Annotated in this window: 16 protein-coding genes; 4 read left to right on the top strand and 12 right to left on the bottom strand. The window is 58.6% G+C overall.

The genetic code is table 11. The features are described from left to right. Position 1: 1 nt before the first annotated feature. Together fdxH and fdnI are read left to right on the top strand one after the other, a co-directional pair. Entirely contained in the window at positions 2-886 is an 885-nt protein-coding gene (gene fdxH / locus GNG26_RS11305; protein WP_156238744.1) for a formate dehydrogenase subunit beta, read from the top strand. Beyond that, positions 879-1,535, top strand: coding sequence for a formate dehydrogenase-N subunit gamma (fdnI, locus tag GNG26_RS11300; protein WP_114387050.1), 657 nt, complete (start codon positions 879-881; stop codon positions 1,533-1,535). The genes fdxH and fdnI overlap by 8 nt, the downstream gene beginning before the upstream one ends. 90 nt (positions 1,536-1,625) lie before the next feature. Here fdnI and GNG26_RS11295 read toward each other — a convergent pair whose 3' ends face one another. From GNG26_RS11295 to ppk2, 3 genes are all read right to left on the bottom strand, one after another. Then, positions 1,626-1,949 carry a CcdB family protein gene (locus GNG26_RS11295; protein WP_103821985.1) on the bottom strand — a complete coding sequence of 108 codons (324 nt, stop codon included), beginning with the start codon at positions 1,947-1,949 and terminating at the stop codon, positions 1,626-1,628. Next, a complete protein-coding gene (locus GNG26_RS11290; protein ID WP_103821984.1) occupies positions 1,949-2,137 on the bottom strand; it encodes a hypothetical protein in 189 nt (62 codons plus the stop codon). The genes GNG26_RS11295 and GNG26_RS11290 overlap by 1 nt, the downstream gene beginning before the upstream one ends. Before the next feature lie 177 nt (positions 2,138-2,314). Next, positions 2,315-3,133: a polyphosphate kinase 2 gene (gene ppk2 / locus GNG26_RS11285; protein ID WP_103821983.1), complete on the bottom strand. Its 819-nt coding sequence runs from the start codon at positions 3,131-3,133 to the stop codon at positions 2,315-2,317. Between the two features lie 200 nt (positions 3,134-3,333). Here ppk2 and araJ point away from each other — a divergent pair, with 200 nt between their 5' ends. Next, complete coding sequence (araJ, locus tag GNG26_RS11280) at positions 3,334-4,509, top strand: MFS transporter AraJ (protein ID WP_156238742.1); 1,176 nt, start codon at positions 3,334-3,336, stop codon at positions 4,507-4,509. Between the two features lie 109 nt (positions 4,510-4,618). Here araJ and GNG26_RS11275 read toward each other — a convergent pair whose 3' ends face one another. From GNG26_RS11275 to adhP, 9 genes are all read right to left on the bottom strand, one after another. Beyond that, complete coding sequence (locus tag GNG26_RS11275; protein WP_156238740.1) at positions 4,619-5,218, bottom strand: NAD(P)H-dependent oxidoreductase; 600 nt, start codon at positions 5,216-5,218, stop codon at positions 4,619-4,621. 74 nt (positions 5,219-5,292) lie between these two features. Further along, positions 5,293-5,886, bottom strand: a complete 594-nt coding sequence (locus GNG26_RS11270; RefSeq protein WP_156238738.1) for a TetR/AcrR family transcriptional regulator — start codon at positions 5,884-5,886, stop codon at positions 5,293-5,295. Between the two features lie 119 nt (positions 5,887-6,005). Beyond that, a complete protein-coding gene (locus GNG26_RS11265; protein WP_156238736.1) occupies positions 6,006-7,097 on the bottom strand; it encodes an alkylhydroperoxidase domain protein in 1,092 nt (363 codons plus the stop codon). Between the two features lie 12 nt (positions 7,098-7,109). Further along, positions 7,110-8,096 (bottom strand): putative FMN-dependent luciferase-like monooxygenase, encoded by a 987-nt coding sequence (locus tag GNG26_RS11260; protein ID WP_156238734.1) that lies wholly within the window; start codon positions 8,094-8,096, stop codon positions 7,110-7,112. Then, positions 8,093-9,694: an ABC transporter ATP-binding protein gene (locus tag GNG26_RS11255; RefSeq protein ID WP_156238732.1), complete on the bottom strand. Its 1,602-nt coding sequence runs from the start codon at positions 9,692-9,694 to the stop codon at positions 8,093-8,095. The genes GNG26_RS11260 and GNG26_RS11255 overlap by 4 nt, the downstream gene beginning before the upstream one ends. After that, complete coding sequence (locus tag GNG26_RS11250) at positions 9,691-10,542, bottom strand: ABC transporter permease (protein ID WP_156238730.1); 852 nt, start codon at positions 10,540-10,542, stop codon at positions 9,691-9,693. The genes GNG26_RS11255 and GNG26_RS11250 overlap by 4 nt, the downstream gene beginning before the upstream one ends. Next, entirely contained in the window at positions 10,539-11,483 is a 945-nt protein-coding gene (locus GNG26_RS11245; RefSeq protein ID WP_156238728.1) for an ABC transporter permease, read from the bottom strand. The genes GNG26_RS11250 and GNG26_RS11245 overlap by 4 nt, the downstream gene beginning before the upstream one ends. A 10-nt stretch (positions 11,484-11,493) precedes the next feature. Continuing rightward, a complete protein-coding gene (locus tag GNG26_RS11240; RefSeq protein WP_156238726.1) occupies positions 11,494-13,113 on the bottom strand; it encodes a TIGR04028 family ABC transporter substrate-binding protein in 1,620 nt (539 codons plus the stop codon). A 155-nt stretch (positions 13,114-13,268) separates the two neighbouring features. Continuing rightward, a complete protein-coding gene (gene adhP / locus GNG26_RS11235; protein WP_103821973.1) occupies positions 13,269-14,279 on the bottom strand; it encodes an alcohol dehydrogenase AdhP in 1,011 nt (336 codons plus the stop codon). A gap of 267 nt (positions 14,280-14,546) precedes the next feature. Here adhP and GNG26_RS11230 point away from each other — a divergent pair, with 267 nt between their 5' ends. After that, positions 14,547-15,146 carry an inorganic diphosphatase gene (locus GNG26_RS11230; RefSeq protein ID WP_156238724.1) on the top strand — a complete coding sequence of 200 codons (600 nt, stop codon included), beginning with the start codon at positions 14,547-14,549 and terminating at the stop codon, positions 15,144-15,146. Positions 15,147-15,171: the final 25 nt, after the last annotated feature.

The following is a 15,171-nucleotide window of genomic DNA, read 5'->3' as shown; positions in this document are numbered from 1 at the left end:
AATGTCGATGGAAACACAAGACGTCATCAAACGCTCCGCCACTAACGGCTTTACCCCCGCGCCTCGTGCGCGGGACTACAAAGCGGAAGTGGCTAAGCTGATTGATGTCTCCTCCTGTGTGGGCTGTAAAGCCTGCCAGGTGGCCTGTTCCGAGTGGAACGATATCCGCGACGAGGTGGGGCACTGCGTTGGGGTTTACGATAACCCGGCGGATCTGAGCGCCAAATCCTGGACGGTGATGCGCTTTAGCGAAACCGACCAGAACGGCAAGCTGGAGTGGCTGATCCGTAAAGATGGCTGCATGCACTGTGAGGATCCAGGCTGCCTGAAGGCCTGCCCGTCCGCCGGAGCGATTATTCAGTACGCCAACGGCATCGTCGATTTCCAGCAGGAGAACTGTATCGGCTGCGGGTACTGCATCGCCGGGTGTCCGTTCAACGTGCCGCGCCTCAGTAAAGAGGATAACCGCGTCTACAAATGCACCCTCTGCGTGGATCGCGTCAGCGTTGGCCAGGAGCCTGCCTGCGTGAAGACCTGTCCGACCGGGGCGATTCACTTTGGCACCAAAAAGGAGATGCTGGAGGTGGCGCAGCAGCGGGTGGATAAGCTGAAAGCGCGCGGCTATGCCAATGCGGGCATTTACAACCCGCAAGGGGTGGGCGGAACGCACGTGATGTATGTTCTGCACCATCTCGACCAGCCGGAGCTGTATCACAACCTGCCGAAGGACCCGGCGATCGATACCTCCATCAACCTGTGGAAAGGGGCGCTGAAGCCGCTCTCTGCGGCGGGCTTTATCGCCACCTTTGCCGGGCTGATTTATCACTACGTGGGTATCGGACCGAACAAAGAGGTGGATGACGATGAGGAGGAGCATCATGACTAAATCGAAAATGATTGTGCGCACGAAGTTTGTCGACCGCGCCTGTCACTGGACGGTAGTGATCTGCTTCTTCCTAGTGTCATTGTCGGGGATTTCGTTCTTCTTCCCGACCCTGCAATGGCTGACGGAGACCTTCGGCACCCCGCAGATGGGGCGCATTCTGCACCCGTTCTTCGGGGTGCTGATTTTCGTGGCGCTGATGTTTATGTTCGTGCGTTTTGTGCATCACAACATCCCGGACAAGCAGGATATTCCTTGGTTGAAGGGGATTGTTGAGGTGCTGAAGGGCAACGAGCATAAAGTCGCGCGAGTGGGTAAATACAACGCCGGGCAGAAGATGATGTTCTGGACCATCATGAGCATGATTTTTGTGCTGCTGGTGACCGGCGTGATTATCTGGCGTCCGTACTTTGCCCAGTATTTCCCGATGCAGGTGGTGCGTTACAGCCTGCTTATCCATGCGACCTCGGCCATTATTTTGATCCACGCCATTCTGATCCATATGTATATGGCGTTCTGGGTTAAAGGCTCCATTAAAGGGATGATCGAAGGGAAGGTGAGCCGCCGCTGGGCACAGAAACACCACCCGCGCTGGTATCGTGATGTGGAGCGCCTGGAAGCGCAGAAAGATGTGAGTGAAGGGATGAAGTAAGGTGATCTGTTGCCCGGCGGCGCTGCGCTTGCGCGGGCCTACGGAGTAACTCCCCGCTCCGGATGATTTCGGCGCGGGGACTTTGGCAAGTCAGGTGTTGGTGACTATTGCATCTATTGCTGCAACCACCCGGGCTCTTGCCGCCTGCATATTACAGACGAAATACTTGCTGGTGAGTTTCCTTTTCTCCACGCTGGTTATACCGGGCGTATTCATAAATAACGTCTGAAAATCAATATTAATGACAGCGGATGCCGGATTAATATGCCCTGAAAGATGATTACGATAACTTAACGGCAGGATTAAACGGGTCGATAAATCATCATAATAATCATGTTGTATCACCATCAGGTAGGGGTGTAATTCACTGGTTCTGCCCGATGGATTACGGTAAATGTCAAACTGAAAGCACATTAAATCCCTCCGAAAAAGGGATCGTCAGACAGCAAACCGGCCTTCGCAACAAACTCATTCATAGCTTGCATGAATTCCTTATCACGTTTGCGTTGCTCGATACGCTCCTCTACCGTTAATTCCGGGCGTGGTGCCACTCCGGTTAGGTGTTCTTTAACTGCATTGCTCTGAAGGGTGTCCAGTTTCATTATTATTGTCCCCTGTATTGGCACTGCCATTATCAACCCCCAACCATAAAAAACAATACCGATTCACCTGGTCATTCAGGAATTGCGAGCAGGCTTCCAGACAAAAGCAACAGGGTGAAAACAGGTGAAATTAATGCGAATCTCCCTCCCGATAAATAACCGGGAGGGCAGTAATACTCAGAACTTCTCTTTAATATAACGGAACGGATAAGCGGTCGGCTTAACTTTGCCGATTTTTCGTTTCGGTAATTTCACCGGTTCTTCTGGAATTTCTTTATAGGGAATCTGCGACAGCAGGTGCGAGATAATATTCAGCCGCACGCGCTTTTTATCTTCGGAGCGGGCGACAAACCACGGGGCCCATGCGGTGTCGGTGGCGGCGAACATCGCATCGCGCGCTTCGGTGTATTCATCCCAGCGGGTGAAGGATTTAATGTCCATTGGGGAGAGCTTCCAGGTTTTTCGCCCGTCGTTAATGCGGTCGCGCAGACGACGCTCCTGCTCTTTAGGCGTCACTTCCAGCCAGTATTTGATCAGAATAATGCCCGCATCGACCATCGCTTTTTCAATGATGGGCGCACCGTCGAGAAATTTCTCTACCTGCTCTTCCGTACAGAACCCCATTACCCGTTCCACCCCCGCGCGGTTGTACCAGCTGCGGTCGAAAATCACGATTTCCCCCGCCGAGGGCAGATGCGGCACGTAGCGCTGGAAGTAGAGCTGGCTTTTCTCTTTTTCCGTCGGGGCGGGCAGCGCCACCACCCGGAACACGCGTGGGCTGACGCGCTCTGTCAGGGCTTTGATCGTGCCCCCTTTACCGGCGCCATCGCGGCCTTCAAAGACGACGCACACCTTCAGGCCCTTACTCACCACCCAGCGCTGAAGCGTTACCAGCTCCTCATGCAGGCGATGCAGCTCTTTTTCATACTCCTTGCGTTTAAGGGGGGCGGGAGGCGTGTTAGTCGCAACGGGTTTGCTTTTCTTTTTATCTGCCATGATGCGTTCCTTTCAGGGTTTCTGCCGGGACGGTGTGACATAACACTTTGAAGTGTAATCACGGACAGGGGGATTGGTGGAAAATATTCACACCCCACCCGAAATAATGGATGAAGCTGCCAGCGGCGCGATTTGAACTGGCTCACCATACAAGATTGTTCAATAATGTCTGTCGCAATTTTTTAACAAGTGGCTGTGGTATGAAAAAGACGGTGTTTTCGTTAGCGCTTGGCACGTTCGGTCTGGGAATGGCCGAATTTGGCATTATGGGTGTGTTAACCGAGCTGGCGCGGGATGTGGGGATCACCATTCCCTCCGCCGGGAATATGATTTCGTTTTACGCCTTCGGGGTCGTTATTGGCGCGCCAGTCATCGCCATCTTTTCGAACAAGTTCTCCTTAAAGTCGATCCTGCTGTTCCTGGTAACGCTGTGCCTCATCGGCAATGCGATTTTTACCTTCTCCACCTCGTACACCATGCTGGCGATCGGGCGGCTGGTCTCCGGCTTTCCCCATGGCGCGTTCTTTGGTGTCGGCACCATCATCCTCTCGCGTATTGCGCCACCGGGTAAAGTGACGCTGGCGGTGGCGGGGATGATTGCCGGGATGACGGTCGCCAATCTTGCCGGCGTACCGCTCGGCACCTGGCTGGGGCACCAGTTCAGCTGGCGCTACACCTTCTTCCTGATTGCTGCATTCAATCTGCTGGTGCTGCTCTCTGTCATTCTGTGGGTGCCGCAGACCTTTGATAAGACGCAGACTCGTCTGCGGGAACAGTTTCTCTTTTTGAAAAAGCCGGAGCCGTGGTTTATCTTCGCCGCCACCATGTTCGGCAACGCCGGGGTCTTTGCCTGGTTCAGCTTCGTTAAGCCGTTTATGATCAACGTGTCGGGCTTTTCCGAAGGGGTGATGACCGCGATCATGATGCTGATGGGGCTCGGCATGGTGCTGGGCAACCTGTTCAGCGGCAAGCTCTCCGGGCGCTACAGCCCGCTGCGCATTGCGGCAATGACCGACCTGGTGATTGTGCTGTCGCTGCTGCTGTTATTTGCCTTTGGCGGGCTGCCTGTGGCCTCGCTGGTGATGGGCTTTATCTGCTGCGCGGGGCTGTTTGCGCTGTCGGCACCGTTGCAGATCCTGCTCCTGCAAAATGCGCAGGGCGGGGAGATGCTCGGTGCGGCAGGCGGGCAGGTGGCGTTTAATCTCGGTAGCGCCATTGGAGCATACTTTGGCGGGATGATGATTACGCTGGGCTTTAGCTGGAGTTATGTCACATTACCGGCGGCGCTGCTTTCATTCTGCGCCATGTCGTCGCTATTGATTTATGGCCGTTTGAAAGCGCGGCGGGGAGAGGCTAACGCACAGGCGATAGCCTAAGCAACGTGCGCGCAGATTGCCCGGCGGCGCTGCGCTTGCACGGGCCTACGTTTTCCCCGGCCTGGCTTTTGTAGGCCGGGTAAGCGAAGCGCCACCCGGTAAAAAGCTCTCACATCACGCTTTCGAGGTATTTCAGGAAATCTTCAACTTGCTCCGGCGAGGCGGTATCGGCCTGATAAAGAATGTCCAGCGTGACATTCTTCAGGCCGCAAAAGCCGAAAACGCCTTCAACTAACTGGGTTCGTATCGCCGTCGAATAGCCGTGTTTATCAAAGCCCTTGAGATCGCTGCCCGCCGTCGCGACAAGGCGTACCGGCACATCGCGTAAGTTACCCACAATTCGACCGTCTTCCGCCACCTTGTACGCCCAGTTCAGGGTGAGTACCCGATCAAACCAGCCTTTCAGCAGACCCGGAACGGACCACCAGTAGATCGGGAAGACAAACACCAGCATATCTGCCCGCTCCACACGCTGTTGCTCACGCCGAATATCGGCAGGAAGGGCGCTGGCATCCCCGTGATACAGGGCAAGATCGGGACGCACCATTGCCGGTGTAAAGGCTTCAGCGTGGAGATCGGCAATCTCGACCTGCGTGCCTTGTTCACGTAAGCGGGCGGCAATTCGCGCCGCCAGTGTGTGGGATAACGAATTTTCGACAGGATGAGCCGTCACGATCAGCGCATTATCTATGACATGTGTTACAGACATAACCACCTCAGCAGCAAGTTAACTTGCCACCTATATTACTATTGGTAACTTACGTGTCAATCCGTCGGCACCACTCATTTTGTGCTGTCGGCACAGGTGTTCAGTACACCAAACATCGCGCCGCAGAGCATATCTTCCGCGACGTTTCGGGCAAGTACGCCGTTGCTGGCAGAGGTGCTAAGCGCCTCCGCCGCACCAATAATGGCCGTCAGCGCCGCTTCTCCCTGCACTCCTTTCAGGGTGATATAGGGGGAGAGCGCCGTGCGCAGGCAGTCTGCACATTCGGCAACGCAGGCTTCCCGGAATGTCTGCAGCGCCCGGGAGCCGGACAGGGCCGCAGCGATAGGCCCTGTCTCTGGCCCGGCGCTGATGGCGCAATCAATATAGGCGGCACTGAAAAAGCGGACGGTGTTATCCAGCGTTTTATTATCGACATTCAGCGTTTCACGGAATTTGTTTAACTGCCGATCGCTGTAATCCTGATACAGCGCCATCAATAACCCTTCACGATCGCCGAAGTGATCGTAGGGAATGGGCTTGGTGACGTTTGCCCGCTCGGCCAGATAGCCCAGCGTCAGTGCCTCGGTGCCTTGCTGGCGTACGATCCCACGAGCCACCTCCAGCAACTGTACCCGTCGATCCTCTTTTCTTAACCGTTTAACGACCATATTGCCCTCGCGCCAGTGTCTACTAAAGGTAGTTTACACGGTTTATTCGCGAGGCTGTATGCTTTGTGGTAATACCGCCACGGCAAAAAAGGCTCCCGTTTTGGGAGCCTGATACGCCCTTACGGCAGCGACGGTTCGCCCAGGGTTAACATCAAACGGTTCGCCCAGGCGAAGAACGCGGCAGACTGCACCAGATCCAGCTGGGCCAGGGTATCCAGCCCCTGACGTTCCAGCGCTGCCAGATGCCCCGGCGTCACTGCGGGTGGTGTGACCGACAGCGCGGCGGCAAAATCGATCCCTGCCTGCCAGCGTGGTGACTGCCCGCTGCTCAGAGATTGCCCTGGCTCGACTGCCAGCACTCTTTCCACGGCATCATCATCCTTCGACAGCTGGCTGGCTTTCCGTGCATGGACAGAGGCGCAGTAAATGCAGCCGTTCACCTTGCTGGTCACCGCCGCAGCCAGCTCTCGCTCCGCCCGCGACAGGCCGCCGGAGGTATAGAAAATCCCTTTATCGGTGAGCGTTCGTTGTTCCAGCACCGGCAGGTTGCGCCCCAGCAGGCGAAAATAGTCGGAGTCGGTATGGCCGAATTTAGCGAGGAGCGCCTGCTCGTCGGCGCTGAATTCCGCCAGGGGTTTGGGTGCCAGCCACGGTTCCCAGCCCAGCTCTTGCTGGGTAAAGACCACCGGTGCGGCTTTGCCGTTTTTAGTGAGCGGCACAGTGTGCCAGTGGCCCGCCACAACAGGGAGATCGCTGGCCGCTACCGGTTTGTCATTAAGCAGCCGCAGCCCAACGATCAGGCGGCTCTGGAAGCTGACAAAGGCGATCAGCTGCGCCAGGGTGACAATCCCTTCTTTGCTCCAGCCTGCCAGGGTGAGCGCATTGATCGCCCCCGGGGTGGCCTGGACCGGAGAGAAGGTCAGCAGACGGGCGAAGGTCAGGGCGGGAGTGAGACGCACGGAGGTCGGATCGGCCAGGCCAAACCCGGCATAGTGGGCCGCCAGCGCGTCGGCGTTGTGCCATTTCGCCACTTTTGCCGCTACCGCAAAGCGTTCGTCCAGCGCAAAGTCGGCATCCTGCTGACTGAATAAGGTTTCGTAGCTCCCCTGAGCATGACGCGTGGCCGCCTCGCGGGTGAGTCGTGCCTGTTCCAGCGCGGAACCCGGGGCAATCTCCGCCAGTTCGGAGAGAATATCCTGACTTAAAGCCATAGTGACTCCTTATTAAAGATGAGGGGCGATCTGCTCTGCGATTAACTCAATCGAACGTAAGGTGTCCTGATGCGACGGCTCAACCGAATGCACCTGGAATGAAATGTCGGTGGCGCGCGCCAGCACCGAATCCTCAGCCAGCGAGGCGAGCACCGTCTGCGGCGCGCCGATGTGCGCATCAAACTGGCGGATATAATCCGTGACAGTGTCACCTGCAAGGGCGTGCCCGGCGGCCTGATGCTGCTGCGCCTGACGGGTCAGGCCCGGTTCGGCAATCTTTAGCGCGTACGCATCGCTGTCGGCAACAAATGCGGTGCGCGAGGCCAGAATACGCGGGGAAACGCCGGACGGCAGCGCGTCGAGGTAGGCGTCGATAATCGGGTTCTGGATCGCATCCAGCGGCAACAACTGATTGTCCGCCGGGCGCGGCTGGGTGCGGGAGAGCATCAGGCCGTGACCCTGCTGTGCGGCACGCACCGCCCCCTCCACCGAAAAGGTGGCGATCCACACCCGCTCCGTCAGGCCGGGCGCGGGCGGATAGAGATGGTTATCGGGGTGAGTCAGGGAATCTCCGCGCCAGGCGCTCTGGATCAGATGCAGGTGATCGGCAAAGGTCGCCGCCCGCTCGTTGACGGTCAGCCCGAACGGCAGAAACGAGGTCGGCGTGCCGCCGGAGCCAAACCCGACCTCGAGCCGTCCGTCAGACAGCAGATCCAGCACCGCCGCGTCTTCTGCTACCCGCAGCGGGTTCTCCAGCGGCAGGGTGATAATGGCGGTACCCAGACGAATGCGGGTGGTGTGTGCCGCGACGTGGGCGAGGAACACCAGCGGCGAGGGCAGGCCGCCCTCATGCTCATGGAAGTGGTGCTGGGCGATCCACGCGGTATCAAAACCGTAGCGTTCAGCATGGCGGATCTGCTCTGTTGCCAGGCGATAGCGTTCTTTGGCTGGGGCAGCGTCCAGCAGGCGGGTGAAGAAACCCAGGCGTTTACGCGTCATGCGTACTCCTTCTGTGAAAAATGGGGAATGGCGTCGATCAGTTCGCGGGTGTAGTCGTTCTGCGGTGCGGCAAACAGCGACTCAACTGCGCCGTGCTCAACAACCTGACCGCTGCGCAAAACGGTGACGCTGTGGGCAATGCGCCGCACGGTCGCGAGGTCGTGGGTAATAAACAGATAGGTCAGGCCCAGCTGCTGTTGCAGCTGCTGGAGCAGGGCGAGGATCTGCGCCTGCACGGTGACGTCCAGCGCCGAGGTGGCTTCATCCAGTACCAGTATGGTCGGCTCAAGGATCAGGGCCCGGGCAATGGCCACGCGCTGACGCTGTCCGCCCGAGAGTTCCCGCGCGGTGCGGGTTAACAGCTCCGGCGGCAGGGCCACCCGCCGGGTGACGCTCTCCACCCGGGCGGCGCGCTCGGCTTTGCTGACCGGAGCGAAGTTTTTCAGCGGCTCTTCGATGATTTCAAACAGCGTCTGACGCGGATCCAGCGAGGCAAAAGGGTTCTGGTAGACGAACTGGATCTTCTGTCGCAGCTGACGACGCGCCTCGTGGCTGAGGGTGGTGGCATCAATATTATCGATAATCACTTTACCGCTGTCGGCCTGCTCAAAGCCCAGCAGGATCCTGGCAAGGGTGGTTTTACCCGAGCCCGACTCCCCGACCAGCGCGTGGGTGCTGCCGCGCTGCACGGCAAAGCTCACCGCGTCCAGCGCCTGAAGCTGATGACCTTTGCCCAGCGCAAAACGTTTGCTGATCCCGGAAGCCTGAATAGCCGGTGAGGCCAGTGGGCGTCCTGATACCGGGGCGATGGTCAGCCGTTGCCCGTTCAGATCGCTCAGCAGCTGGCGGGTGTAGGCGTGCTGCGGGGCGCGCACCACGTCGGCGGTCGCGCCATGCTCCTGCACCTCGCCGTTGCGGAACACCAGCAGCCGGTCGGCACGCTGGGCCGCCAGGGCCAGGTCGTGGGTGACAAACAGCACCGCCGTGCCGGATTCGCGGCGCAGCAGGTCCAGCAGATCGAGAATGCGTTTTTGCACCGTCACGTCCAGCGCGCTGGTGGGTTCATCGGCAATGATGATGTCCGGGCGCAGGGCGATGGCGATAGCGATAAGCACCCGCTGCTTCATGCCGCCGGAGAGCTGATGGGGAAACTGCTTCATCCGCTGCTCCGGGTGGCTGAGGCCGACTTTGGTCAGCAGGGCCAGCACCTGGCTATCGCACTCGGCCTTACTCATCTTCTGATGCAGCCGCAGGATTTCCCCCACCTGGGCGCCAACGGTCTTCACCGGGTTCAGGGAGTTACCCGGATCCTGCGGCACCAGGCTGATGCGCGCCCCGCGCAGGCTGTCGAGCCGTTTAGCTGACCACTGGCTGAGATCTTCGCCGTTCAGACGGATGCTCCCGGCGTCACGGCGGGCATTGTCCGCCAGCAGGCCAATGATCGCCTGCGCGGTGGTAGTTTTCCCGGAGCCGGACTCGCCGACAAAGGCCAGCATCTCGCCGCGCCCGAGGGTAAAGCTGACGTTATGCACCACTTCGCGCCACTCGCGACCGGTGCGGTAGCTGAGGGTCAAGTTTTCCACAGATAAGACGGTCATGAGCGACCTCCGCTTAACTGGCGGCTGATACGGTTGGTCGCCAGCACCACGGCGATCACCACCAGGCCGGGGAAGGTGGTTAACCACCAGGCGGTTGAGAGATAGTTCCTGCCCTCGGCAATCAGCAAGCCCCATTCCGGGATCGGCGGTGGGGTGCCGTAGCCGAGGAAGCTGAGGGTCGAGAGCGCCAGAATCGCCTGACCAAACTGCAGGGTGGCAAAGGCCAGCACCGCGGTCAGGGAGTTAGGCAGAATGTGGCGCCACAGCACGGTCCAGAAGGTCCCGCCGCTGCCAAATGCCGCTTCGACATAATCGGTGTGGCGGATGCGCACCACTTCACCGCGCGCCAGGCGGGCAAAGCTGGCGATCGACGCCACCCCAACGGCAATGGCGGCATTCAGGGTCCCAAAGCCGAGGAGAATAATTACCGTCAGGGAGAGCAGCAGTGAAGGGATGGCAAGCAGCACGTCCACCAGCCGCATCAGTACCGACTCCACCCGTCCGGCAAAGGCTCCGGCAATGACGCCGATAGCGGTGCCAATAAACAGCCCCATCGCCACCGCCACCAGTGCAGCGCTCAGGGAGTGCGAAGCACCGTAGACGATGCGGGTATACAGATCGCGTCCCAGCTGGTCGGTGCCGAGCCAGTAGCCTGCCTGGGGTGCCAGACGCTGCGCGCCGGCAATGCCTTCAATCGGGCTGAAAGAGGTAAACAGCCCCGGCGCGATGGCCGCCAGCGCGGCAGCGGCAACAATGCCCCAGGCAAACCAGAGTCCCGGCTGCCAGCGCAAACCGCGCCATGCGGGAATGCGTTTGCGCGCCGCCGCCGCATAATCAACAAGGCTCATGCAGCACCTCCGGTCACGGTTTGCAGGCGGGGATCGAACAGCGGCATCAGCAGATCCACCAGCAGATTAATCACTACAAAGCCGAGGGCCGAAATCATCACCACTGCCTGTAGTACGGCGATATCCTGGTTATTGACCGCCTGCTGGGTCAGTAACCCCAGACCGCTGCGGCCAAACACGGTTTCGGTGATCAGCGCCCCGGCAATCAGCTCGCCCAGCAGCAGCCCGGCGATGTTCAGCACCGGCAGCAGGGCATTGCCAGTAACGTGCCGCCAGAGAACGGCGGTTTCGCTCAGCCCTTTGGCTCGCGCTACTGCGACAAAGGGCTGGGCGGCCACCTGATCCAGGCTGCGCATCAGGATCTGCGCCAGCGGGGCGGAGATGGGAACGGCGACGGCGAAAATCGGCAGGATCAGCCCCTGCAGCGGCGTCGGATTAATCACCGGGATCAGCCGCAGCTGGAACGAGAACAGCTGAATCAGGGCAATCCCCAGCCAGAAGGTCGGCAGGGAGATAAACAGCACCGGCAGAGACTGAATGGCGTTGCTTAGCCAGCGCAGCCCCGGCAGACGCGAGGCCAGCGCCAGGGAGAAGGCCAGCACCACCGCCAGCGCAAAGGCGGGCAACGCCAGACTCAGGGTATCCGGCAGGTTGGTGGCGATCAGCTCACTCACCGCCACGCCCGCCTGCACCGAGAAGCCAAAATCACCACGCAGCATCGCCCCAAGGGTATGCAGATACTGCTGCCACAGGGGACTGTCGGCCCCGTACGCGATCCGCATCTCTTCGATTTGCGCCGGGCTCAGACCCAGGTCCGGATTCTGGAACTTAATCAGCACCGCATCCCCCGGCAGAACCTGGAGCAGCACGAACGACAGGGTGAACGCTGCCCATAGTACCAGCACTCCCAGCCCGGCCCGTCGCAGCAGATAGTGGCTCATCGTCGCCTCCTTAGTGTTTCTCGAGCCACGCGCCGTAGAACGACGGGCGACCGACCGCTTCAAAACTCACCCCTTTCAGCCAGGGGGCACCGGCAAAGACCTGGGGCTCTTCAAAGATCGGGATTACATAGGCGTTATCCAGCAGATAGCGCTGGGCATCGCCGGTGAGCTGCAACCGTTTCTGCGGATCCACTTCGGACGAGATGCTGACCAGCAGGTCGTTGAGCTTGTCGTCGCGGAAGCTGTTGACCTTGTCGCTGGAGCCGCCTTTTTGCAGCAGGGCGTCGCGGTTGTTGGGATAGAACATGCTTTTCACTACGTCCGGGTCGGCGCGGCCCACTTCCGAGACGGTAAGCGGGGTCTTCAGCGGGTCGAGGTTATCGAGGACGTGGCTTCCGGCATCACCCGCCTTCACGTTGAGGGCCACGCCTACCTGGCGCCACTGTTGGGCCACCAGCTGCAACACCTCTTTATTCTGCGGCTGCGGCAGGGATTCGTAGATGGTCAGGGCCAGACGCTGCCCCTCTTTAGCGCGGATGCCGTCGCTGCCCGCTTTCCAGCCCGCCTCGTCCAGCAGGCGGCTGGCTTTGGCCGGGTCGAAGGTCAGCTTGTCGCTGAGATCGACATAGCCTGCGGCAGAATCAGCAATCACCGATTTGGCCTGCGGATAGTTAGGCGAGAAGAGGGTCTCGACCACCTGCTTCGCATTGGTGGCGTGCAGCAGCGCCTGGCGCACCCGCACATCGGCCACCAGCGGGTTATCCGGGCGGAAGCTGATGCTGTCGTTCACGCCCCGGGTCGGGGCGGCGTAGATGTGATACCCCTGTTCGGTGGCCTGTTTTTCGTCATAGGCCTGCACCTGACGGATAAAGTCCGCCTGTCCGGCAAGCAGCGCGCCGACGCGAACGCTGTCTTCCGGGGTCACCAGATAAGTAATGCCATCGAGGTTTGCCGGGCCCTGTTGGGCGAGGTTTTTCGGCCCCCAGGCGTAGTCTTTTCGCGCCTGGAGGTTAACTTCGCGGCCCAGCTTTTCGTCTTTCACCACAAATGGACCAGAGCCGATGATATGGCGGGCATCGCCCAGCTCCTCAAAGTTACGTTGTAACGTACTCAGGGAGACCAGACCGGATCCTATGGTTGCCGTCCCTTGTAAAAAGCCCGGCGACGGCTTTTTGAAGTAAAACCTGACGGTCAGCGGGTCAATCACTTCGCTGCGGTCGTAGTTGTTGATCACTTCCGACACCGGCAGGCGCTGGGCCTTGTTGCCTTTGCCGTAGGTATCGAAGTTCTTTGCCACCGCGTTAGCGTCCAGCGGCGTGCCGTCGGAGAAGGTCACCCCAGGGCGGATCTTAAAGGTGTATTCGGTTTTATCCGCGTTGGTGCTCCAGCTTTCGGCAATCCACGGCTCCACTTCCAGGGTCTTCGGGTTCTGCCAGGTAAGCTTGTCGGTGATCTGATTCAGGATCCCGCCGTTTGGGTAAAACCCGCCCGCCGGGGGATAGAGGTTGGTGTGGGCCTGTTGCTCCAGATAGACCAGCGTGCCGCCTTTAACCGGCGTATCGGCAGCATACGTTGCCGTTGTCGCAAGAATGAGCGCCGTCAGCAACGGCAGGCGAAATGGGGTTTGCATGGTGAATTCCTTTGTTATCTTCTTGTTAGCGTCGAATGCATCTTCGGACGGGGCAGAAAAGAAAGGAACAAAGGAATTGAGCTAAGGATTTGCGGAAAGTGGCAATAAAAAAACCGCGCCGGGAGGGGCGCGGTTAACGGGGCAGAGCAGCCTGCTTATGAGCGGAAATCGATCACCATACGGCCACGGATCTGGCCTTGCTCCATCTCTTTAAAGATGGCGTTGATATCCCCCAGCGGACGCAGCGCCACTTTCGGCACTACTTTGCCTTCGGCGGCGAACTGGAAGGCTTCGGTCAGATCCTGACGGGTGCCCACCAGCGAGCCCACCACCTGAATGCCATCCAGCACCAGACGTGGAATATCAAGGCTCATCGCTTCCGGCGGCAGGCCCACGGCGACCACACGGCCACCGGCGCGAACGGCATCTACCGCAGAGTTAAAGGCCACTTTCGCCACGGCCGTTACCACCGCAGCGTGTGCGCCGCCGGTCTTTTCCTGGATGAATTTAGCGGCATCTTCATTACGCGAGTTGACCACCAGATCGGCCCCCATGCTCTCGGCCAGTTTCAGCTGTTCATCATTGATATCAACCGCAATCACTTTGGCGTTGAACACGTTTTTGGCGTACTGCAGTGCAAGGTTCCCCAGCCCGCCGAGGCCATAGATAGCGATCCACTGGCCAGGCTTAATCTCAGAGACTTTTACCGCTTTATAGGTCGTTACCCCGGCGCAGGTGATACTGCTGGCGGCGGCGGAGTCCAGGCCGTCCGGCACTTTTACCGCATAATCGGCAGTGACGATGCACTCTTCCGCCATCCCACCGTCCACAGAGTAGCCCGCGTTCTTCACGTTACGGCACAGGGTTTCGTTACCGGAGTTACAGTATTCGCAGTGGCCGCAGCCTTCGAAGAACCACGCCACGCTGGCGCGATCCCCTGGTTTCAGCGAGGTGACACCAGGGCCAACCTCCTTGACGACACCGATACCTTCATGGCCGAGGATCACCCCGGTCTTATCGCCAAAATCGCCGTTTTTGACGTGAAGATCGGTATGGCAGACGCCACAGCAATCCATCTTAAGCAGCGCTTCCCCGTGTTTCAGCGGGCGCAGGGTTTTCTCGGTCACTTCTACCTGATGGTCTTTGGTCACGACAGCAGCTTTCATATGTTTCTCCATTTTCATATTGCGGATCTGCGGGGCAGGTTCGACAGGACGAAATACCCATTAAGGATTAGGTTATTTAATGATTGTGATAAGGCCATAGCAACATAATGTAATAATTTAATTGCTTTTTTGCGGCCAGGGTCGCGCAAAATGAGTAATGAGCTCAATAATGGAGTGGTTATTATTTCTGCAGTAAATGTGTAATGTTTCTGACATAACCAGACCGTAAGGTGTTGTCTTCTCAATAACCGAAGAGTTAAAAAGACAATGCATCTGGTAAAAAAACTTCTCGCAGTGAGCGTTCTTTTGTCCGCTTCCGTACAGGCGCAAAACATCCTCGAGTTCCCTCAGCCTGACAACAACCCGGAAGAGTTTTATGCCGTCACCGAAATTCCGGCGGGCGGGATCATTAAGTATGAAACCGACGCCAAAACCGGCTTTATCGTGGCCGATCGCTTCCAGTCGATGCCGGTAGCTTACCCGGCAAACTACGGCTCGCTGACCCAGTCGCTGGCGGGGGATGGCGATCCGCTGGATGTGATTTTCTACACCCGCGCGCCGATGGCCCCGGGCACCCTGATAAAACTGCGCGCCATTGGCGTGCTGAAGATGATCGATGGCGGCGAGAAAGACGATAAAATCGTGGCGGTGCCAGCCAGCAAAATTGACCCGACCTATGACGACATCAAAGAGCTGAGCGATCTGCCGAAGATAGAGCAGCAGCGTCTGGAGTCCTTCTTCCGCGTCTACAAGCAGTTGCCGGAAGGGCGCAAGTCGGTGGAGCTGAACGGCTTTAACGATGCCGTCACCGCGAAGCAGGAAATCAAACAGGCATGGGATGCCTGGAAAACCCGTCAGCCGAAGTAAAAAATTGCCCGGCGGCGGCTACCCG

The sequence above is a fragment of the Leclercia sp. J807 genome, assembly GCF_009734465.1.
GTDB lineage: Bacteria > Pseudomonadota > Gammaproteobacteria > Enterobacterales > Enterobacteriaceae > Enterobacter.
Note: the sequence above shows the minus strand (reverse complement) of the source record. Positions and strands in the feature narration are given on the sequence as shown.